Below are 21883 nucleotides of genomic sequence, written 5' to 3' on the forward strand. Positions count from 1 at the left end.
AGAGCGCGTGGAGGAAAATGGAGTTCGCTGGAGCAGGGGACGACGTTAAGGAGCCGGAATGGATTTTTGCGCCGGCCTATGCGAGGAGTGTGTAGATTGTCAGCCCGGAAATCATCAGAATCGGTCATGCACTTGCAGATAGACCAATTCCAAAGCTTGCAGTTGCTCAAAAGAACATGGAGAACCTGGCAAAGTCATCAAATCCGAAGGTCCTTCCTCCCCTCAGCTATATGTATTCCGGCAGGATTGGCCATGCAAGGGATGTCTGAAGCAACCATCGACCAAAATTACTATAGGACTTCTTAATATCCGCCAGAACCCTTTAAAAGCCTTATCCTGAGTCAGTGTCAGAGGTGAGGGAAATGGTGAATGGGATTAGACAGCCCATCATAGCGGTTCTCGGTCACGTTGACCACGGCAAGACGACGCTCCTTGACCGAATAAGAAAAACAAACGTCGCCGGCAAAGAAGCCGGCGGGATAACCCAGCATATAGGCGCGACGGAGGTTCCCATCGAGACCATCAGGGGGCTTGCAGGGCCACTCATCAAGCTTTGGAAGGGCGAGATAAAACTCCCCGGCCTGCTCTTCATCGACACCCCTGGCCACGAGGCCTTCACCAGTCTGCGCGCGAGGGGAGGGAGCCTTGCTGACCTGGCGGTTCTCATCGTGGACATCAACGAGGGCTTCCAGCCCCAGACGATAGAGAGCATCGAGATACTCAGGAAGAACCGGACTCCATTCATCGTCGCCGCCAACAAGATAGACAGGATAAAGGGCTGGAAGGTAGAGGGGGACGAACCTTTCCTCGTAAACATAAAGAAACAGGACCAGAGGGCCGTTCAGGAGCTCGAAACCAAGCTCTGGGAGCTGATAGGTAAGTTCTACGAGATGGGCTTCAACGCTAACCGTTTCGACCGTGTCCAGGACTTCACCCGCGAGCTGGCGATAGTCCCGATTTCGGCCAAGTACGGTATAGGTGTCCCTGAGCTCCTTGTCCTTATCGCCGGCCTGAGCCAGAAGTACCTGGAGGAGAAGCTCAAGATTGAAGTTGAAGGTCCGGCGCGCGGCACTATACTTGAGATACGGGAGGAGGTCGGCCTGGGAACCACGCTTGACGTCATCATATACGACGGGACGCTTAGAAAGGACGACACGATAGTGGTTGGTGGCAAGGATAAGGCGATAGTCACTAAAATCCGCGCGCTCCTCAAGCCCAAACCCCTCGACGAGATACGCGATCCAAGGTTCCGCTTCGACCAGGTTGACGAGGTTGTCGCCGCCGCGGGTATAAAGATAGCCGCTCCAGGCCTTGAGGAAGCGTTAGCCGGCTCGCCGGTTATAGCGGCACGCTCGGAGGAAGAAGTTGAGAGGGCCAGAGAGGAAATCTTGAGCCAGATACAGAGCGTCGTCATAAGCACCGGCAAGGTCGGTGTCATAGTCAAGGCCGACACCCTTGGCTCGCTGGAAGCTTTGAGCAAAGAACTGGGGGAGACGGGGATTCCGATAAGGAAGGCGGACGTTGGCAACATCAGCAAGACCGACGTTATGGAGGCGCTAAGCGTTAAGGAAGAGGAAGAGAAGTACGGCGTCGTCCTTGGCTTCAACGTCAAAGTGAACGAAGACGCTGAGGAAGTTGCGAAGGCCAAAGGAGTGCCCATCTTCACCGGCAACATCATCTACAAGCTCATCGAGGACTATGGGGCCTGGGTCAAGGCCGAGGAGGAGAAGAGAAAGCGCGAACTCCTCAAGAACGTCACCTTCCCCGGGGTGATAAGGCTCTATCCGGACGAGCGCTACGTCTTCAGGAGGAGCAAGCCGGCCATAGTTGGTGTTGAGGTCGTTGAGGGAAGGATAAGGCCTGGTGTGGTTCTGATAAAGCAGAACGGAGAGAAGGTCGGCGTCATCAAGTCCATCAAGAACAAGAACGACTTCGTCCAGGAGGCCAAGAAGGGCGACGCTGTCGCAATAGCCATCGAAGGGGCAATCGTCGGCAGGCACATACACCCCGGCGAGACGCTCTACGTTGACCTGAGCAAGAACGACGTTATAATCCTCGCCAAGCAGCTCAAGAACGAGCTTGACGACAGCGATATAAAGGCCCTCAAGATGACGGCGAAGGTGAAGGTCCAGAGGGACCCGTTCTGGAAGGCGGTTTAATTTTTCCCTATTCTTTGTTGTAATGAATGTAGGGCTTTTGGGGATAGGTAAAAGAAGAAAAATCACCCAACCGAGAAGGCTATCGTGACTTCGCTCTTACCTCCGGTGACGCCGTTGACCCTGAACGTTCCGCTCCAGCTTTTGTGAGGCACCCCGTAGTTGTAGTCCCAGTCAAGGTAGTCATCGTCGAGCAGAATCGTCACGCCGAATCCCCCCATCGGGTCGTCGTTGCCCCTCTGAACCTCCTTTAACCCCTCTTCGGTGAGATTGTAGAGCATGAAGTATCCGGAGTCCCCGGTTATGCCTGAGTAGAGGTGTATCTCCCACCGCCGACCCCATTCGTAACCCTCGTCAATCCTGATAACCGTCGGGGGGTACACGTAGGTCTTGCCGTTGAAGAAGTCGATGAACTTCTCCATGTGGATGTACCTCCCTAGGGCACTCTCGTTAACGAAGCGGATCGTGAATGTCACATCCTTCCCGGGGTTCTGGGATGATGTCAGGGCGCTCACGTAGGTGATGACGTCGTTGTCCCACGGGGGTTCTACCTTTGAGGCTACCGGACCGGCGTAGACGAGACTCACGTTGAGCCTCAGGTTCTCAGGCAGAGAAAAGCCAGGGTCGGCCCCTGTTTTCACTTCAATCCCTTCACTACATCCACTATCCTCGTCCACATCCCACTCGCAGACCGTGTTTCCGTCCTCGTCCTGCTTGGGTTCCGGGGCAGGCGTCCCAGTGGAGGTTTCCGTGTTTGTTTCTGTGGTTGAGGGGGTGCTGGGCCCCGTAACACAGCCGCTTATGAGGACCATCCCATAAGCATAATTGCGAGGATTAATTCCTTTCCCATCTCAGTTGCCCTCCTGTCCAAGCCACGGCGAATAGACTCCATGACCTGAACTTCTTTAAGTTATGTTGCAATCTTACTTAAATTTTGTCAATGGAGAATAGAGATACATCAATTTTTTCTCACCAGTTTTACAACCGCCTCAACGTGGGGCGTGTGGGGGAACATGTCCACCAGCCGGGTGTCCTCTATCCTGTATGCCCTCTTCAAGTAGTTCTTGTAGTCGAGCTGAAATGCCTTTGGGTTGCAGGAGACGTAAATGACCTGTTCAACGCTGCTCTTCACCAGGGATTCAGCCGTTTCCCGTAGTCCTTTCCGCGGAGGGTCAGCTATCACAGTATCGTAATCGCCTAGGGGTGTCTCCTCCACCCTACCAACGCTGAACTTGACATTTACACCATTAATCTCGGCGTTTTCTCTGGCCATCTCGACCGCGAAGGGGTTCAGCTCGACACCTGCAACGGTAAAGCCCCTCTTAGCCAGCCAGACGCCGAAGGTCCCGACGCCGGAGTAGAGGTCGAGGACTTTTTCACCATCGGTGAGGCCCTCAACCGCCCTGAGGAGCAATTCTAAGGCGTAGCTGTTGGTCTGGAAGAAGCTGTTGGGGTGAATGAGGTATGTAACGTCCCCGATCCTCTCACGTATGAAAGGTTCGCCGTCTAGAAGCTCCGGCTCTCCTCTCGGGTCGTCTCTCTCGTCCCCCTTGAGGCTCCAGTAGAGGGAATCCACGAAGGAGAAGTAGTCTTGGAATGCTTCCAGAATCTCATCTGGAGGGTTAACGTGGGCGATTAAGTTCACCATTACCTCTCCCGTGAACTTTCCCTCTCTGACCTGCAGGTAGTGGACGTCGCCGGCTTTCCGCTTTAAGTTCCAGGGCTTAAGCCCCATCTCGGAGAGAAAATCTCTGAGGGCACGGAGATATTCAGGCGTTCTCTTTGAGAAGACCGGGCATTCCGAAAGGTTCACCACCCCCGACGGGCTTCCGTACCCCTTCAGGCCAATTCTTGAAGTGGTTACAATGAAGTTGCTCACGTTTCTGAAGTCCCAGATTTGGGGCGAGCCCTCGATCTCCGCCTCTATCCCGGTAATCCCCTCGAAGAGCTCCGCTTTAAACCTCAACTGCTCTTTATACTTCAACCCCTGCCAGAGGCAACCGCCGCAGGTTCCGAAGTGGGGGCATTTTGGCCTCCCCCTGAGCGGCGATGGCTCGAGGATCTCAAAATCCTCTGCAAGAAGTCTGCCGAATCGCCTTTTGGTTCTTCTAACTCCCACCTCGTCGCCGGGATACGAGAACGGGACATAGATCCGCCTGCCGCCCGTTTCCAGTATTCCCAGGCCGTCGTCGCTTAAGGCATTTACCCTTCCTCTGGCGTGCATGTCCCCATCTCGCCGGCAGGGTTTTTATAACCAGCGCCAATTCTTTAGATGGTGGTGATAACGTGAAGCCGAAGGTTTTTATCACGCGTGCTATTCCAGAAAACGGCATCCAGACCCTGAGGGAGCACTTTGAGGTTGAGGTCTGGGAGGATGAGCACGAGATTCAAAGGGAAGCCCTGCTCGAAAAGGTTCGCGACGTTGATGCACTTGTTACCATGTTGAGTGAGAGGATTGATAAAGAAGTCTTCGACAGCGCGCCAAGATTGAGAATAGTAGCCAACTACGCAGTCGGCTACGACAACATAGACGTTGGGGAAGCAACGCGGAGGGGAATTTACGTCACAAACACCCCCAAAGTTCTCACGGACGCCACCGCTGACTTCGCCTGGACCCTCCTTCTAGCCACCGCAAGGAGGCTCATTGAGGCGGACAGATTTACCCGCTCCGGAGAGTGGAAGAGGAAAGGAATAGCCTGGCACCCGCTCATGTTCTTGGGTCATGATGTCTATGGGAAGACCCTCGGAATCGTCGGCTTCGGAAGGATAGGCCAGGCGGTGGCAAAAAGAGCCAGTGGCTTTGGAATGAGAATCCTCTACAATTCACGCACGAGGAAGGCCGAGGCTGAGAAAGAGCTCGTGGCTGAGTTCAAACCGCTGGACGAGCTCCTCGGGGAGAGCGACTTCGTGGTTCTGGCCGTCCCGCTGACGAAGGAGACATACCACATGATAGGCGAGCGAGAGCTTAAGCTCATGAAGAACACGGCGATACTAATCAACATCGCAAGGGGAAAGGTGGTTGACACAGGAGCACTAGTTAAGGCCCTCCGGGAGGGCTGGATTGCCGGTGCCGGCCTGGACGTCTACGAGGAGGAGCCGTACTATCACGAGGAGCTATTCAGTCTCGACAACGTGGTTCTGGCCCCGCACATAGGGAGCGCGACCCACGGTGCAAGGGAGGGAATGGCTGAGCTCGTGGCGAGGAACCTCATAGCCTTCAAGAACGGCCAAATCCCCCCGACGCTCGTGAATAGGGAAGTGGCGAATGTCAGGAAGCCGGGATTTGAGTGAGCCCATCCGGCGATGATGAGCACTGGTCTCCCCGGCTGACGGTGATGAGCTGGACCCGTGCCTGAGCCCCTTTCCTTTACTCTTTTTTGGAGAGAACTTCCCTAACCATCGCCCTGAACCTCTTCGCGTCTTTGCACATGTCCGAGTTGTTGAAGAAGACGAGGCTCTCCGAGCGGTTCCGGCCAGGAACCCTTTCCCTCACCTTTCCCAGCTCCTCGTCGCTGTAGGAGTGGCGGTAGATTATCCTCCCGTTCTCGTAGCGCCCGTGGAGGCGGTAGTAGCTGACCTCGCCGAGGTGAAGCGGAATCCTCACGAGCGGATCGGTCACGTCTATGACATCAAAAGCTCTCACGAAGCGTTTTACTCCATCTTCACTCCAGCCCCTCAGCTCCACCGCTATCTCAAAGCCTCCCCGCTCTATCGTTTCAAAAAACCTCTCGGCGCTGGTAAAACTCTCCTCGCTCTCCCTGAAGCTTTTGGGTAGCTGAATCAGTATAAACCTCGCACCGAGCGTTTTCGCTTCTTGCAGGGTTATCCTCCAGAAGTTAAGCACCTCGCTGTTCAACCTTAACAGGCCTACATTCTTCCCTGGCTTTACGTTGCTCCTGCGCCACGTCGGGTTGTTAGACGGGTGGGTAACTCCTTGAAATGCCTTGATGGCAAAGGTAAAGCCCTCCGGAGCTTCTCTCCGCCAGCGTTCGAGCGTCTTCTCCTGAAGTATCCGGTAGAAGGTCTGCTGCACCTCTATAGCGTCGAAGTCGCGGTAGTAATTCGAATGGCTCTCGCAGAAGCCGCATGTCCCGACGTTAATCACCCATACCACCGCTGGTCGTTTCTTCCAAAAGCCTAAATACTTTCGGGGTTAATTCCAATCCATGAGGCCACCCGCAAAAATCCTCTTAGTTACCGGGAAACTCGCCGAACCCCTCGTGAGGAAGTACGGTGAAGGCTGCGACGTCTTCGTTACGCCGGTGAGCGTTGCCGCCTTCCTGACGCCCGAGATGGTAGTTCACTACCTGAAAAAGGCCGGAATCAAAAACGGGGACTACGACATAATCCTCATCCCCGGGCTCGTCCGCGGTTCCACCGGACTTATTGAGGACGAACTCGGAATCCCTGCCTTCAAAGGGCCGAGGAACGCGATGGACATCCCTCAAACGCTTAAAGCCCTGGGTGAGGGTTTCAGGCTCAGCAAAGAAAAACCGGCGGACGAGCTCTTCTCCTTCGATGCCCTAAAGCGCGTCGAGGACATCAGAAATAAGACTAGAAACAGGCGCTATATCGAGAAGGCCTTCAAGAAGCCGTGGAACGTCCTCATCGGCAACCTCCCCGCGGGGAGGGACTTTCCGGCGAGGATTTTAGGGGAAGTTGTCGATGCCCCGAGACTCGGGGTTGAAAAGACCGTCGAGAGGGCCCTATACTACCTCCGGGAGGGGGCCGATATAATCGACATCGGCATGGTGACTGGAGAGACCAACCTCGATTTTATCGAGCTGATTCCCGAAATCCGCGAGAGGCTTGGGGAGAAGGGCTTTGAAGTCCCTATAAGCTTTGACTCCCTCAACACCGCTGAAATCGAGAAGGCGCTCGAATACGCCGATCTCTTCCTCAGCGTTGACGGGGGGAACCTTGAGGAGCTCGTAACGGAGAAACCCGTTGTTTTAATCCCGACCAATCAGGGGAGGGGCTTTTTCCCTACCAGGCCGTCCGAGAGGGTTGAATTCCTAGAAAACCTCAAGAAGCAGGCCCTTGATTTGGGTTATAAAACTGTAATACCTGACCTGATTTTGGAGCACGTCCCCCACTTAGCGCGCTCCCTTACTGCCTTCCAACTCTACCGCGGGAGGAATCCGGACGACGTTCTTTTGGCCGGGGTCGGCAACGTTGTCGAACTCTACGATGCTGACAGCGTCGGGATGAACGCCCTGCTGGCGGGAATCGCGAAGGAACTTTCAATAAACCTCCTCCTCACGACCGAGACGAGCGCCAAAGCCAGGGGCTCCATAAGGGAGCTCAGGCGGGCGATAGACATGAACCTCTTTGAGATGCCAAAGGATTTGGGCTTCGACCTGCTCCTCTTAAAGGAAAAGAGGCCTGCTGACTGGCGATTTGAACCCACGGGGGAAGTCATCAAGGCAAGGGAAAGGCCGGTTCAGCTTGAGCCTATCTACTTCCGGATCTGGGTTGAAGGAGGAAAAATCTGGGTCAACGCTCACCGCGGGACAGAGGCCGTTCTCACGATAGTCGGCGAGGAGCCGAACGCGATAATCGACACGATTCTGGAGCACTTTGAGATAAGCCCAAGGCACACCTTCTACCTCGGCAGGGAGATTGAGAGGGCCAAAACGGCGCTGAAGCTGAGGAGGAGCTACGTCCAGGAGGTTGAAGTATTCCAGGATTTTTATGAAGGTTGAGAATTACTGGAGGTTTTGCATTTTTGGTCTTCTGAAGAGTTCATCCAGCTCGGCCCTCTTTGCCCTTATCTCCTCGTAAAGCCTGGCCACGTTTTCTTCGTCCATGTACTTTGTTTTGAGGGTCATCAGCATGCCTTCGAGGAACCCGAGGACTGAGAGCCTAACGTAGTCCCTTCCTTTCTTCGTTTTGAGACCTTCGTTGAGCATTACAAAGGAGTCCAGCCTCACTATCAGGGCCTTTTCGCCCAGTTCCTCCAAGAGTACCCGCGTTTTCTCAACCTCCTCCATTTTCATCCCCCCACTTCCAGACCGAAGAACTCAACGGCGTTTTTCTCTGTTATCCTCTCAACCTCCTCAAACTCAATCCCCTGGAGCCTCGCTATCCACTCGACTGCAACCTTCACATTGCACGGGACGTTGCGATGTCCCTTAAAGGGGCTCATGTAGGGGCTGTCGGTCTCAACTAGGAGGTAATCGACATCGATTACTCCAGCGACGGCCTTTACCTCCGGAATGAAGACCACACCCGTGTTTATCCCTATGACGTGGCTGTTCTCTACTATCTCCCCCGCCAGCTCAACGCTCCCGGCGAAGGAGTGGAAGTACGCCCTAACGCCCGCGCGCTGAACTATCTCAAAGGCCTCCCTTTCGGCCTCGCGGGCGTGTATCACCACGGGAAGCCCCAGTTCGAGGGCCAGCTCAAGGAAGTGCCTGAATATCGCCCTCTGGTTCTCCCTCTGAGTTTCGTTTTCCGCGTAGTGGTAGTCGAGTCCTATCTCCCCTATCGCCACTATCTCGTCCCTGTGGGCCAGGATGAACTCCTCTACTTTTTTCACTTTCTCCCAGTTGCCGCGCCGCGCCTCGTTCGGGTGGTACCCCAGGGTAGGGGCGATGAAACCGAAGTACGGCTTCAGCATCTCCCAACTCCTCCAGACGTGGGCTTTCCGGTACTCGGTGATTGAGTCCACAACGGCCGTCAGCTCCTCCCTGCACTCCTCTATCATACGCGGTGCGTCTTTCTTGTAGAACTCGAAGTGGGCGTGTGCGTCAATCACTCTCTCCCCTCCTGTCCTTTCTGGTCTCCCATATTACCTTCCCATCTTTTCTGACGACCTTCAAAATCCGATGGTACGGTATCTGGGCCTCTCCGACGAAGAAGTAGCCGTGACCGAGCTCTATCATCCCGACGGGGATTTTCTTGACATCGCCGTAGGCTCCGCGGTGCTCTATGATGACGTAATAATCACCCTCGTCCTCCCTCGGATCGTACTTAAGCTTCGCTAGAACCTCCTTCACTGAACCCTTCCGCATCAAAGCCACCCCAGGATTTCGTCGATGTTCTTCTTCCAATCTTTGATGGCCCAACCGTGCCCCGGAAGGCCGAAGTCAACATCGTAATCCCTGAGCCTCTCGAGGCTCTCCTGGAGTTTCCATCCGTTTCCGGTCGGCAAATCCGTCCTGCCAACGGTTCCCTTGAACACTGTATCCCCTGTGAACATGATCCGGGTTTCACCATCGTCGAGGTGGAGGCACGAGCTTCCCGCGGTGTGGCCGGGTGTGTGGATCAACTCAAGCTCCAGGGAGCCGACTTTGAGCGCATCGCCCTCCCCTAGGTGGAGATCAACCCTCTGCGGTTCGAACCTCCTCCCGTAGGAATAGGCCAGAATCACGTAGTCGTCTCCCCTCTCCAGCGTTTTTGCCGTGGTTTCATAGGCGGCGAAGAGAACCTTGATCCCCTTCCTTTCAAGCCATTCCTTCAGCACCCCGTTTCCGCCGACGTGGTCGAAGTGCTCGTGGGTGTTGAATATCGTGACCTTCTCAACACCGTTGAGGTAACCTTCCCTCTCCCAGATTTCAGTGTAAACGTGCCAGTTAACGCCGGTGCCGGTGTCCACTACGAGGGCCTCCCTCCCGTCTCTCACCAGGTAGACGTTCGAGTCCCAGCCTATGCCTCGGAGCATGACCGTGTGTGGCGGAATCTCAACGGGCACCAGCTCCCTCGGGAACTCCTCGATGGAGCTTATCCTCACGCTTTCACCACGTTAAATTGGCGGCTGGGTTTATAAGGCTCACCTTCAATTGATACTAGGTGACCTCAATGAAAACCGAGCGCGCGAAGGAGATACTCCTTCAGCTTCTGAAGGTACCATCCCCCTCTGGAGAGGAAGACAGAATCATGCTCCACATCATGGAGTTTCTCCACAGGCTGAACTACGACGTCCACATCGAGAGCGACGGTGAGATAATAGATCTGGTTGTGAACCCTGAGGCAGACCTCTTCTACGAGGTTCACATCGACACGATACCGATTCGCGCGGAGCCCTTCCTGAGGGGCAACATCGTCTACGGAACCGGCGCGAGCGACATCAAGGGCGGTGCCGCTGCCATACTCCTCATGCTCGAGAACCTGCGCAGGGAGGGAAAAGACCTCAACGTCGGCATCGTCTTCGTCAGCGACGAGGAGCTGGGGGGCAGAGGCTCAGCCCTCTTCATGGAGCGCTATAAACCCAAGATGGCCGTTGTCCTTGAGCCGACCGATTTAGAAGTCCACATCGCGCACGCCGGCAACATCGAGGCCTACTTTGAGGTGGACGGCAAAGAGGCCCACGGAGCGTGTCCCGAGAGCGGGGTTAACGCCATCGAGGAGACCTACAAGATGCTGGAGGGGATGAAGAAGCTTGAGCCATTCAAGGCCAAGGGCAAGTACTTTGACCCACATATCGGAATCCAGGAGCTCGTCTGCGAGAACCCGGTCTATCTAATCCCCGCGCTCTGCAAGGGCCGGCTTGAGGCGAGACTTTTGCCAGACCAAGAAGTCGAGGGGGTACTCGACCTGCTCGACCCGATATTCGACGAGTACACCCTGAAGTACGAGTACACCGAGATATGGGACGGCTACGAGCTCGAACCGGACGAAGAGATAGTCCAGCTGGCGAAGAAGGCAATGGAAGCTACCGACATAGACGAGTTCGGTGGAATGAGGAGCTGGACGGACGCGATAAACTTCATGTACAACGGCACTAAGACGATAGTCTTCGGCCCCGGGAACCTCGACATCTCTCACACCAAGAATGAGCACATCGACGTGAGGGACGTTGTAACTGCCAGCGAGTTTTTGAAGGCGTTGAACGAGATTTACGGGAGGGATGGATGAGCTTTTTCTTTCTCCTTTGAACAAATCTTTTAAGCAGGGGCCCCACCAGTAACTGGTGGGTCATTCCTCTCCCTCTTTCTTCTCCTTCCTGTCCACCCAGAACCTCCTCGTCCTTATGAACTGCCTCTCCCGCTCCATGAGGGCTACGAGCAAAGCCTCCCCCCTGTATTGAGCTAAAAGCCTCGCCGCCGTGTCGGGCCCCGTCCCGTAGCTCGCCAGCGCCAGAACGGCCTCAAATCCGTAGGAATCCACCAGATCAGCGGATTTCAACAGCTTCCTGTAGGCTCTCTCCTCCTTTCTCTCCAGCGGCCTCCCGTGGCGGACCTTATCGAGAACGGGTAAAAACTCCTCGGCATCGATGGGGTGGGCAACGGCCAGCATCTTCGAGCCGCAGCGCGGGCACTGCCTCAGCTTTATGTTTTGTAGCCTTACAACCTTCGTCTTCGAGTGCCAGCCGCAGTTGGTGCAGACCAAGACGACCTCGTGGTCGAGCAAGCGCTTCCTGAAAAGCTCCAGTATCTCGTCCCTCTCCAGGACGCCGGAGAGTAAGAACTCGCCGCTGACGGTCATGTTGAGTCCGGCTAAAGTCGAGGGCTCCCTCCTGAGCTCTGTCTTCACCCTCATCGTGCCCCTCCTGAGCATCCCGAGGACGAGTTCTCCTTTGCTCACGTCCACCTTGTCATGGTACAGCTCGCTTAGGGTTTCTCTCTCAACAACCGTCCCCTCGAAGAGCCTCTCGATTCTCCTTATCCTGGCGTCCCTCCGCAGGGCTCCAAAGCGCTTCGCCACGTTCAGCATTCTCCAGCGGTAGGCGTGGGAGTCCCTCATGACACGGGAAACAATGAACTCCAGGCTTTCAGGCTCCCCGTAGAGGTAGCCCTTAACCTCCTCCGGGTTCAGCTGGAAGGGCGTCTTGAATACTATAGCGTGGGCCTGTGAGCGGACGGAGAAGACTCTCCCGTAGCGCAGAATCAGGAGCGAGTGAACTAACCTCCCCAGAGCCTCGTTGGCCCTGTTCCCGAAATCGGCGTGGATGACGAGTGCCTTGGGCGTGCTCTCGACGACGATGTCGCGGTCGGTTGAGAATGGCTCGTCCCTGATTTCCCCAAAGGCCCTCCTCAGTTCCTCCTCGATGAACTCGACCCCCTCCAAAAGCCCCTTCGCCTTCTTGAAGTCAAAAGCCAGTTCTCTCTTCAGCCGGCCGACGTCGAGGGCAACGCTGAACGGAACGGGGATCATCTCGCCCTCCCAGCTCGGTATCGCACTCTCCAGGCTCTTGCTCTCGCGAACCTTCAAAAGCCTTGCCTCGTCATCGATTTTAAGCACTATCCAGCTCCGTCCGTTCATCACGAAGTCCATGCCCTCCTCCAGATCCATGATAAAGCTCTCGTCTAAGCGACCTATGACGTGCCCGCTTCCAGCATCGAAGACCCTCCACGAGACCTCGTCCGGTATCGTCGAGAGGTTCTCGTAGTAGTACCCGAAGGCCCCCCTCCTGAGGTAGAGAAGGCCTCTTTCCTCGTCGTAGCCTATCAGCCGAGCATCCTCCAAAACGCGGAGAACGTCGAGGTAGTCTTCCCAGCTCAAATCCCTGTAAACATAGGCCCGCCTCGCTATCTCATAGGGCCTCTCGCGGGGCAGTCTTTTGTACTCGATGAGCAGGCCGACGAGGAAGTGGGCCAGAACGTCCAGACCCCCAATCGGCTCGACCGCCTCAAAGCGACCCTCAAGGGCGTGCTTCGCTATGATTAGACTCTGGAGGTAGTCCTCGACGTTGGAGGTTATGACGTAGCCCTCGCTGATTTCACCGATGCGGTGCTTTGCTCTGCCGACGCGCTGGACGAGCCTGTTCACCTGGCGGGGGCTCATGTACTGGATCACAACGTCAACGTCGCCTATGTCTATGCCAAGCTCCATCGAGGAGGTGCAGATTAAGGCTTTGATTTTGCCCTCTTTCAGTGCCTTCTCTGCCTTAATTCTGGCTTCCCTCGAAAGCGAACCGTGGTGAACCTCAACCGGCTTCTCCCAGGCCTTGAGGCGGTGCGCCAATATCTCCGCGAACTGGCGCGTGTTGGTGAATATGAGGGCTTTTCCGTGCTCCTCTACTATCTCCCAGAGAAGCCTCAGCCTCGCCGCTATCTCGGTTGGGAGGCTCAGCTTCCGGGCGAGCGCCATGTCCCTCTCATTGGGCTTCGGATAGAGCACGTGGAAGCGGTAGTTCTTCTTCCAGCTCGGCTTCACTATAGTATCAGCTTTCAGCCACTCCCTCACCTCATCCTCGTTGCCGACGGTTGCGGTCATGCCTATCCTCCTAAAGTCCGCTATCTCGGCCAATCGCTCAAGACCAAGGAGGAGCTGGGCACCTCGTTTGTTGTCCACAAGTTCGGCTATCTCATCGACGATGACGAACCTCACGTTCTCAATGTGCCCCCTGAGCGACTTCACCGTCAGGATCACGCCGAGGGTTTCGGGGGTTATGATTAGCATCCGAGGGGGATTCTTCACCTGCTTCGCCTTCCTGTAGGCCGAGGTGTCGCCGTGCCTGACCTCAACGGTTATCCCAAGCTTCTTTCCCCACCATTCAAGTCTCTCAAGCAGATCCCTGTTGAGGGCCTTGAGGGGGGCTATGTAGAGTGCCGAGATTGGTTTAAGCCCCTCTTCAAGGATTTTGTTGAAGACAGGCAGAACGGCAGCCTCGGTCTTTCCCGAACCGGTGGGGGCGATGATCAGAACACTCTTCCCGGAGCTAACCTCGTGGAATGCCTTGGTCTGAACCTCATTGAGCTTCCCAAAGCGCTCTTTGATGGCCTTTCTCAGGAGGGGGTGCATGATGTTACTCCATTGGAGCCCTTTATAAGTCCCACCACCGCTAACTTTATAAACAAACCTATCGCCCGATACATTGGTGATACAAAGATGCAGGTGAACACTGGGGACGAGGTCTATGACATGGCATACGCCAAGAGGGCCATGATGGTGGTGGTCATACTGCCCTTGCTTGTCATGTATACGGAGGCGATGCTCACTCCAGCTCTGCCGACCATCCAGAAGGAATTCGCCATCAATCCCAACGACGTCAGCTGGGTTCTCACGATGTACCTCCTCGTAGGAACCGTCAGTGTAGCTCTCTTCGGCAAGCTCGGCGACATGTACGGTAAGAAGAAGATGTTCCTCGTTGCTCTCGGCTTCTATACGCTTGGCGTTGTTCTGAACGGCTTCGCTCCGAGCTTTCAGTGGCTTCTGGTCACGCGGGCTGTGCAGGGCTTTGGAATGGCGATCTTCCCGCTGGCTTTCTCCCTCGTTCGTGAGGAGTTCCCGCCTGAGATGGTGCCGCAGGTCCAGGGTATGATAAGTGCGATGTTCGGTGTAGGGATGGTCATAGCCCTGCCCCTTGGCGCATGGGTCACGCAGAATTACGGGTGGAGGTGGACTTATCACTCGGCGGCTCCATTTGCCGTATTGATGTTTCTCCTAGCATGGAGGGTTCTCAGAGAGAGTCGCTACGTCAATCCTGGAAAGATCGACTGGTTGGGAACCCTGTTTTTAACGATCGCAGTTGTTCCTGCATTGGTGGGGGTTACCCGTGCCCCCAACGTTGGCTGGACTGCAAGGGAGACCCTCGTCCTCTTTGGCGTTGCAATAATTGGTGCCCTCCTTCTGGTCCTTTGGGAGCGGGGGGCTGATAACCCGCTCATCCCGCTGGATATAATCTCCTCCAGAAACCCAGCAATCGTCAACATCGGAATAATGTTCGCGGCCTTTGGTATATCCATGATGAGTCAGGCAAACACCTACATCTTCCAGATGAAGCCTCCCTTCGGCTTCGGCAAGACGATACTGCAGAGTGGTCTACTTATGACCCCAATGGCGGGCGTTATGCTCATCGTTGCGCCAGTGGCGGGCAAGGTAATGCCGAAAACGGGAGCAAAACCCCTTGCGATAACCGGTGCACTGATCGCAAGCGGGGGGCTGGCCTTCCTCGCGAAGTACGCAACGACACTCTCCCTGTGGGAGTTCGTGGCGACGATAACTCTGGTGGGCACGGGTATAACGCTCATGAACATCTCGCTGATCAACGTACTGGTCTTCTCAGTCCCACCGAGGGTCATGGGGGTAGCGACCGGATCAAACAGCCTGTTCAGAAACTTCGGCTCGACATGGGGACCGGCCATCGCTGGAACCGTCATGAGTACCTACTACACCCTGATTCACATTCCGGGGGTTCCGATGGCGATAAAAATTCCGACCTCAAAGGCCTACGAGGTGCTCTTCGGGACTTCCGCTGGGATATACCTCTTCCTGGCCCTGCTGAGCCTTGCCATAGTGGAGGTCATGAAGGGCGGAAAGATACATGAGGTAGAGAACGGGGGAGAAAAGGAAATAACCGTCGGATGATTTCTTTTTTCATTCTCCCCCGTATGCCCTGAGGTAAATCTCCTTTATCTCTTCCGGCCTCGGCTCGACGGGGTTGAAAGCTATAAGCCCGTCGCGGTAGGCTTTTTCTGCCATCTCGTCAAGCCTCACCACGAAGGTCTCCCCATCAACCAGCTCGCCCAGCTTTGGAACACCGAGCATCTCGTTGAGTTCTTTAACCACTTCAATGAGGTCTTTGGCATTCTGGAAGCCAAGCTCCCTCGCTATCTCCGCGTAGCGCCTCCTCGCGTAGTCGCTTCTCTCGGCGTTGAACTCCATCACGTAGGGCAGGAATATCGCGTTGAGGAGTCCATGCGGACCAATCCACGCTGCCTTGTGGCTCATCGCGTGGCATAGGCCGAGGCGCGCGTTGAGGAATGCTATTCCCGCCATCGTCGCCGCGTAGTGAACCCTTGCTCTTGCCTCCTCGTCGCCTTTGACCGAGAGAGGAAGCCACCGATAGACGGTCTTTATCGCTTTAATCGCCATGGCGTCGCTGAAGGGGTTAGCAACCTTGGTTGTGTAGGCCTCTATCCCGTGGACGAGGACGTCAAGGCCGGAGTTCCTCGCGACTTCAGGGGGTGTCGAGAGAGTTTCAAAGATTATCTAGGAGAAGGGGGAGTATTACATTGAAGGAATGCCCGTTAAGGCCTACAAAAGAGCTGGACGGGATTGAGGTTTGGCTGGACTGGAATGGTTACGCATTCACCTTCATGCTCCCAGAGGAATATTGAGGTGAGGAGAATGGGGGTTTCTCTTTCTCAAATTCTTGACGAAGTAGAATACTACCTTTATTACAAACACTACGACAAACTGAATCTCGATTTTGAGACCAAGGAAACCAAGACCCAGATTAAAGTCATAGCTTACGACTGTAAAACCGGGGCAATCATTGAAACAATCACTTTGAAGAAAAAAGAGCTTCTCAATGACCCCCTTGGAGTTTTTGAGAAGTTTAAGACCCTCAAGGAGGAGACCATAAAGGGTCTTTCCGCTTAAGTTTTGAAACTTTTGTTAGGACTTTTCTTCAACTTTCTAAAAAATCAACCGATTTTAGGGGAGAATAAGAGTATAAAAAGCATGTGGAAGTAGCAAAAAGTTTTAAAACTTTGACTTACATAATATACTCCCGGACAACCCCAAGGAGCGGGTTCTAATGAGTGTGGTTCAATTAAAGGCATCACGACCATAAAATCCAAAATTGCCAATATCCCCAAGTTCTTCGTTCTCCACGAAGGTTCGGGATACATCATCGAAGTTGAACCCGAAACCTACTCCGGCCTTCAGAAAATAAGCCAAGGAAAGAAGGACAAACTGACCCCAGAGGAAAGAGCGAAGCTCAAAGAACTTCAGGATTACTTAAATCAACTCCCACCCCTGAAACTCGAATACAACGAGGGCTATGGCTTCCTCCTTGGAGGAAGCATCAACGTCTCTCAGGCCTGTAACTTCTCCTGCATTTACTGTTACGCCAACAAAGGCACTTACACCCTCGAAAAGCCCAAACTCATGGACAGGGAGACTATGAGGAAAGCCATTGACTTCCTCTTCGACAAAGCCCCTTATGGTGTTAGTATCGTCTTCTTCGGGGGAGAACCACTCCTCAACTTCCCAGTCATCAAAGAGGGCGTCCTATACGCCGAACAGAAAGCCAAGGAGAGTAGAAAGCCCGTATTCTTCAGCGTTACCACAAACGGATACCTCCTCACTCCGGAGGTCGTGGACTTCCTTCTGAGCCATCCGTTTAATATCATCGTCAGCGTGGACGGGCCGAGGGAGATTCACGACCACAATAGGCCTTTTGTGGACGGTTCACCGACATATAACGTTGTAGCAAATAATCTCAAATACCTCATTAGAGAAGCCAAAAAGAGAGGAAAACTTGAGAAGATTATCCTAAGGGCTACTGTCCTCCCAGAGCAATTGAACAGGGTTCATGAGATTTATCATCACCTTAAAACCGAGTTTGGAGTTCTCAACGCCAACGTTGAGATGGCTACTCTTCCAACTAATGTCATCACTAAGGAACACATGGACACCTATCTTGAACAGCTCAGAAAAATTGCCGTTGAGGAGCTGGATACATTTAAAGAGTTACAAACAATTGTGCATACCGGATTAAGACAAACAATACTCGACATATACCAAGGGAAAGTCAGAAAATACCATTGCGGTGCAGGACGAAGAGGAGTTGCCATTGATGTAGATGGCAACATCTATCCATGCCATAGGTTCGTTAGCATGGAGAACTTCAAGCTCAGCCACGTGGATAACTTTGAGTGGGAGCATCTGAAACGCTTTGAGCCTCAAAAATACAATTTCTCCAATCATGAACCCTGTAAGAGTTGCTGGCTAAGGTTTTACTGCCACAACTTCTGCTTCTATGAAAACACCATCTACACCGAAAAGAGCTTCATTCCACCGGCATTGAAGTGTTATTATGCCAAAGAGTCCTTCAAAATAAGTCTTTGGCTTTACGCCCGTCTCTGGGACGAGTATGGAGACGAGTTCGAGAGATTTTTAGAGAATTCTACCCCAACCCCCAGTTTAGACCCAGAGAACACCCCTGAGATTAAATCAGAAACTATTACGACCACAACTCTACACGGAGGTGGTGCAACCGGAGGGTTGCCCAAAACGGAGGAGGTAGAAATATGATAGGACAAGACCAAAGGAAAAAGGACGACATGCTTTGTGCATCCATTGGAGACCAGCTTTGTGAGATAAACATCGTAAAGGATGTTATTTGATTAAAAAAAGAGAAAGGAGGTGATAAGATGAGGGCTATGGTGAAGACCAAGCCGAGGATGGATGACGATATGCTTTGTTCGGCCATCGGCGACGGATGGTGCGAAGTGGACGAGAGAGAGGAAATCTACTAAACATCCACCATACACCCCCAATTAGCGGGTTCAAACCTCTTTTTCTCTTTATTTTGATGTGCAAAAACAAAAAGCTTTTTACATCAGAAATAAAACCATAAACTGCTAAAACCATGTCAGGGGGGCTTTAAATGGATTTGATTCGGAAGTATAAGCTCTTTTATGCTTTAATAAACATGGGCTTCGTTGGAAACATTCTCATCATCTACTACTTAACCAGGGGATTCAACTACGCCCAAATAGGAACCGCAACAGCAGTAATGACCGCCGGATACGTCCTCTTCGAAGTCCCAACCGGAGTAGTAGCAGATAAAATCAGCCGAAAACTAAGCGTCCTCATCGGACTAATCATCCACACCCTCGGCCTCCCCGTCCTAATCCTCCTCAACAGCTACCCCCTCCTCATCCTCTACTCAATCCTAAACGCCCTCGGCGGAACATTCGCCAGCGGAAGCCTCCAAGCATGGCTATACTACAACCTCAAACACCTCGGCAGAGAAAAAGAATACAGACAACTCATGAAAGACATCAAAACCCTCACAATCCCCCTCTCAGCCACAACCCTCATAATCGGCGGATTCTTAGCCCAATACTACGGGTTCACACTCCCGCTAATCCTAACCCTCCTTGCAGAGATAACCGCTATTGTAGTGGCTTACACGATTCCGGAGTATGAATTCAAAAAGCCCGAACGCTCCTACCTCAAACACACTCTTGAGGCCTCCAGAAAACTCCTCCGGCCAGAACTCCTCTGGCTCATAATCCTCTCAATCATCGTTACGATGCAAGTAAGCCAGTTCAGGAAATTCTTTGAACCCTACCTCGGAGACATCCTCGCCAAGAACCTAAAGACAACCCTAATCGGCACACTCGGAATCCTCGGAGTGGTCGAAGCCATCGTCAAAGTCATCCCAAGGCTCATTGGAATACACCTGAGAGACAAATGGAGCGTTAAGGCTTATTCCCTCGCCCCCCTCGTTATTCCACTCTTAACGGCCCTCTCTGTAGTTTACCAGAACCCGCTATGGATTATCACCTTGGGGATTGTGGTTACGGTAGTCAATACTGCCTTCGGCTTCAACGTCTCGATTGAATTGCAACACAGGATTCCGAGAGAGGAGAGGGCTACCATAAGGTCTCTGGACATGATGGTTTCAGCGTTGGTCATGAGTGCCTTTTACTTCATCTACGGTTTCGTCGTGGACTGGCTGGGACTGGCTGAGGCGAGATTACTCTTCGCCCTAATCCTCCTCGGTGCTGGAGTCTCATTGAAGGCCGGAGAACTCTTAGGCCCACTTAAAGACGTTCTAAAACTCAAACACATGGAAGCTATGATCAAATAAACTTTGATTGGGCTTTGTTTTTGTCTAATTAATCTTGTATCTTACTTTGGGTGATATCCGAGGAATCTGTGCATTTTCCAGATAATCCATCCAGCTAAAAGCATAAGGTACTTAATTTCCAAAACCTTTATATTCAAAAATTCTCATTTTTATCCAGTTATATTGTGATTATGGTGAGAAAATATGAATACCACGGAGGTCTTAAGACGGCTTTCCGAACTGGGTGATGTATTCACCAAGAAGGAGGCCCAAGAGAAACTTGGCATAACTACGAGGCAGTTAAGCTACTATCTTGAAGCGCTCCTCAGAGAAGGATTTCTTCGGAGAATTGCCAAGGGCATCTACACTTTCTCCTTAGAACCGGGGAGAGCATCTTCCCCCCATGAATTTGTTCTAGCTCAGATTTTGGTACCTAACGGGGCAGTTGCGTACTGGTCCGCCCTCAACTATTACGGGTTAACTGAGCAGATTCCAAGAACAGTTTTCATTCAAACTCCCGTAAAGAGAGGCTATCAAAAGCTCATAGTACTCGACGGTAAGAGGTTTAAGGTAGTCGTAGTCAGCCCTGAGAAGTTTTTTGGAATAGGCACTATACGTCTTGGACGCAGGGAGATTCGAATAACAGATCCTGAAAAGACGATAGTGGACTGCCTAGACAAGCCTAAGTACTGCGGGGGAATAATCGAGGTCGTTAAGGCTCTCAAGAACGCGAGGCTGGATTATGAAAAGTTGCTGGAATATGCTGAACGGATGAAGAGCAAAGCCATCCTGAAGCGTTTGGGATTTTTAAGTGAGAGGCTGGAGCTTGGGATTGAGAAGGAAATCAGACTTTCTGAAAATGACAAAAAGAGCTTTGCACTTCTCGACCCTTCAATGCCTCAGGGAGGTCGCTTTAACTATCGGTGGGGCCTGAGAATCAACGTTCCGGAGGATTATTGGGAGGAGGTAGAATGATTGAGGAGGAGATAAAGGCCCTGAGTTCTGAGCTTGGAGTCCCGGTTTCTACCGTTGAAAAGGACTACGCCATAAGCTGGATGCTCTATGGACTCTGGAAGTCAAAGTTTTGGAGAGTACTAGCATTCAAAGGAGGGACCTGCCTGAAAAAGGCATACTTTGCAGACTACAGATTTTCTGAGGATCTTGACTACACCTTGCTTTTAGAGGAGCCGGATACAGAGGAGGTTCAAACTAAAATAGCCGACGCCGTTGAAGTGGCCGATGAGGGGCCCGTTCAGTTCCTTGAGTTTGAACTAAGGCCAAGATACGGGGTAAAGCTTTTTCCAGGAGAGCTTCTTGGGTTTGAAGTCCGGATTCCGTTTAGACTGCTCACTAGAACCGGGAATCCACCGAAGATTAAAATGGACATAACTCTAGAAAAGTACGAGAAAATACTGCTTCCACCCCAGGAAAGGCCGATCCTGCATGGGTATTCCGACAGCCCAAGGTTTTCCGTGGTAAGCGTTAAGACTTATAGTTTGGAGGAAATACTGGCTGAGAAAATAAGGTCTCTGTTCCAGAGGACGAGGCCAAGGGATTTGTATGATATATGGTTTCTGAAAAGCGTTGCTGATTTAGAAAGTGTAGCTCAGATACTCAGTCCAAAGTTTGAGGCTAAGAGTGTTGAGCCAGATGTGAATGCGCTTCAAGGCAGAAAACCCTACTATGAAAGGGCCTGGCAGAGCAGTCTGGGCCACCAGTTGAGAGAACTTCCAGAATTTAGTACGGTGTGGAACGATGTCCTGGAATTAGTGAAGGATGTTCTAAGTAAGCTGGACAATTTCAAGGACTAGAATACATTCATACTTAACAACATCTAAAAAGTTTGGATCAAATAGACCTAATGCCTAATAATCTTTTAATTGCAACTGCAGTAAAACTCCTAATTGTTGTTGAGACTGAAACAAAAAATGTGGAAATGGAAGTGAGTTCAAAGTTCAGGCTAAGGGCTCTGAGTTAATGGGAAAATCTAACAAAAGTTGCTAAGCCATAGAAGGCCATGCTAATTATGAGCTAATAGATAAGCAGCAATAGACTGAATTATTAAAATTGTCAAAAGAATGCTCACACCAGAGCATTGAAGGGTCTAAGAAAGAAAGAGTTGGGAGTATAGATATGGAAAGCCCCTTTCTGTGTTCCCATGAGTTCCATAGCGTTCTATCAAATTCTATCTTGTTTTATCTAGTTTCATCCTGTTTTGCATCAGCTCCTCAGAATTCTGACGGATGATAAT

19 protein-coding genes and 1 pseudogene are annotated in these 21883 nt (G+C 52.5%); 11 read left to right on the forward strand and 9 right to left on the reverse strand.

Features of this window, described 5'->3' with window-relative positions; all coding sequences use genetic code 11:
- Positions 1-365: 365 nt before the first annotated feature.
- Positions 366-2159, forward strand: coding sequence for a translation initiation factor IF-2 (gene infB / locus MVK60_RS05990; protein WP_297437640.1), 1794 nt, complete (start codon positions 366-368; stop codon positions 2157-2159).
- Positions 2160-2221: 62 nt separating this feature from the next.
- On the opposite strand, the gene MVK60_RS05995 is transcribed toward infB, so the two are convergent.
- Positions 2222-2968 (reverse strand): hypothetical protein, encoded by a 747-nt coding sequence (locus MVK60_RS05995; protein ID WP_297437481.1) that lies wholly within the window; start codon positions 2966-2968, stop codon positions 2222-2224.
- 146 nt (positions 2969-3114) lie between these two features.
- Positions 3115-4380 (reverse strand): 23S rRNA (uracil(1939)-C(5))-methyltransferase RlmD, encoded by a 1266-nt coding sequence (rlmD, locus tag MVK60_RS06000; protein ID WP_297437483.1) that lies wholly within the window; start codon positions 4378-4380, stop codon positions 3115-3117.
- A gap of 62 nt (positions 4381-4442) precedes the next feature.
- Between rlmD and gyaR the strand changes: the two genes are divergently transcribed.
- A complete protein-coding gene (gene gyaR, locus MVK60_RS06005) occupies positions 4443-5447 on the forward strand; it encodes a glyoxylate reductase (protein ID WP_297437485.1) in 1005 nt (334 codons plus the stop codon).
- A 76-nt stretch (positions 5448-5523) separates the two neighbouring features.
- On the opposite strand, the gene MVK60_RS06010 is transcribed toward gyaR, so the two are convergent.
- Positions 5524-6261, reverse strand: coding sequence for a DUF72 domain-containing protein (locus MVK60_RS06010; RefSeq protein ID WP_297437642.1), 738 nt, complete (start codon positions 6259-6261; stop codon positions 5524-5526).
- A 61-nt stretch (positions 6262-6322) separates the two neighbouring features.
- Here MVK60_RS06010 and MVK60_RS06015 point away from each other — a divergent pair, with 61 nt between their 5' ends.
- The gene (locus tag MVK60_RS06015) at positions 6323-7861 is read left to right on the forward strand and encodes a dihydropteroate synthase-like protein (protein WP_297437487.1); all 1539 of its coding nucleotides are present in this window, start codon (positions 6323-6325) and stop codon (positions 7859-7861) included.
- Positions 7862-7864: 3 nt separating this feature from the next.
- On the opposite strand, the gene MVK60_RS06020 is transcribed toward MVK60_RS06015, so the two are convergent.
- From MVK60_RS06020 to MVK60_RS06035, 4 genes are read right to left on the reverse strand one after another with little or no spacing between them, the layout of a single operon-like run.
- Positions 7865-8155: a DUF3216 domain-containing protein gene (locus MVK60_RS06020; RefSeq protein ID WP_297437489.1), complete on the reverse strand. Its 291-nt coding sequence runs from the start codon at positions 8153-8155 to the stop codon at positions 7865-7867.
- Positions 8152-8916 carry a YchF/TatD family DNA exonuclease gene (locus tag MVK60_RS06025; protein WP_297437491.1) on the reverse strand — a complete coding sequence of 255 codons (765 nt, stop codon included), beginning with the start codon at positions 8914-8916 and terminating at the stop codon, positions 8152-8154. The genes MVK60_RS06020 and MVK60_RS06025 overlap by 4 nt, the downstream gene beginning before the upstream one ends.
- On the reverse strand, positions 8909-9172 hold the full coding sequence (locus tag MVK60_RS06030) for a DUF504 domain-containing protein (RefSeq protein ID WP_297437493.1): 264 nt from the start codon (positions 9170-9172) through the stop codon (positions 8909-8911). The genes MVK60_RS06025 and MVK60_RS06030 overlap by 8 nt, the downstream gene beginning before the upstream one ends.
- Positions 9172-9891 (reverse strand): MBL fold metallo-hydrolase, encoded by a 720-nt coding sequence (locus tag MVK60_RS06035; RefSeq protein ID WP_297437495.1) that lies wholly within the window; start codon positions 9889-9891, stop codon positions 9172-9174. The genes MVK60_RS06030 and MVK60_RS06035 overlap by 1 nt, the downstream gene beginning before the upstream one ends.
- Before the next feature lie 68 nt (positions 9892-9959).
- On the opposite strand from MVK60_RS06035, the gene MVK60_RS06040 reads away from it, so the two are divergent.
- Positions 9960-11015, forward strand: a complete 1056-nt coding sequence (locus MVK60_RS06040) for a M20/M25/M40 family metallo-hydrolase (RefSeq protein ID WP_297437644.1) — start codon at positions 9960-9962, stop codon at positions 11013-11015.
- Between the two features lie 60 nt (positions 11016-11075).
- Here MVK60_RS06040 and MVK60_RS06045 read toward each other — a convergent pair whose 3' ends face one another.
- The gene (locus MVK60_RS06045; protein WP_297437497.1) at positions 11076-13844 is read right to left on the reverse strand and encodes a DEAD/DEAH box helicase; all 2769 of its coding nucleotides are present in this window, start codon (positions 13842-13844) and stop codon (positions 11076-11078) included.
- 87 nt (positions 13845-13931) lie between these two features.
- Here MVK60_RS06045 and MVK60_RS06050 point away from each other — a divergent pair, with 87 nt between their 5' ends.
- The gene (locus MVK60_RS06050; RefSeq protein WP_297437500.1) at positions 13932-15410 is read left to right on the forward strand and encodes an MFS transporter; all 1479 of its coding nucleotides are present in this window, start codon (positions 13932-13934) and stop codon (positions 15408-15410) included.
- A 9-nt stretch (positions 15411-15419) separates the two neighbouring features.
- On the opposite strand, the pseudogene MVK60_RS06055 reads toward MVK60_RS06050, so the two are convergent.
- Positions 15420-16004: pseudogene (locus tag MVK60_RS06055) on the reverse strand (iron-containing alcohol dehydrogenase); the annotation flags it as partial.
- Between the two features lie 5 nt (positions 16005-16009).
- Here MVK60_RS06055 and MVK60_RS06060 point away from each other — a divergent pair.
- The 6 genes from MVK60_RS06060 (at position 16010) to MVK60_RS06085 (ending at position 21443) form a co-directional block, all read left to right on the forward strand.
- Positions 16010-16162: a hypothetical protein gene (locus MVK60_RS06060; protein WP_297437502.1), complete on the forward strand. Its 153-nt coding sequence runs from the start codon at positions 16010-16012 to the stop codon at positions 16160-16162.
- A gap of 10 nt (positions 16163-16172) precedes the next feature.
- Positions 16173-16427, forward strand: coding sequence for a hypothetical protein (locus tag MVK60_RS06065; RefSeq protein WP_297437504.1), 255 nt, complete (start codon positions 16173-16175; stop codon positions 16425-16427).
- A gap of 426 nt (positions 16428-16853) precedes the next feature.
- On the forward strand, positions 16854-18086 hold the full coding sequence (locus tag MVK60_RS06070) for a radical SAM protein (protein WP_297437646.1): 1233 nt from the start codon (positions 16854-16856) through the stop codon (positions 18084-18086).
- Positions 18087-18441: 355 nt separating this feature from the next.
- Entirely contained in the window at positions 18442-19653 is a 1212-nt protein-coding gene (locus tag MVK60_RS06075) for an MFS transporter (protein ID WP_297437506.1), read from the forward strand.
- 183 nt (positions 19654-19836) lie between these two features.
- Complete coding sequence (locus MVK60_RS06080; protein WP_297437508.1) at positions 19837-20607, forward strand: type IV toxin-antitoxin system AbiEi family antitoxin; 771 nt, start codon at positions 19837-19839, stop codon at positions 20605-20607.
- Positions 20604-21443: a nucleotidyl transferase AbiEii/AbiGii toxin family protein gene (locus MVK60_RS06085; RefSeq protein ID WP_297437510.1), complete on the forward strand. Its 840-nt coding sequence runs from the start codon at positions 20604-20606 to the stop codon at positions 21441-21443. Before MVK60_RS06080 ends, MVK60_RS06085 begins: the two co-directional genes overlap by 4 nt.
- Positions 21444-21883: the final 440 nt, after the last annotated feature.

The sequence above is a fragment of the Thermococcus sp. genome (assembly GCF_026988555.1).
Lineage (GTDB): Archaea > Methanobacteriota_B > Thermococci > Thermococcales > Thermococcaceae > Thermococcus.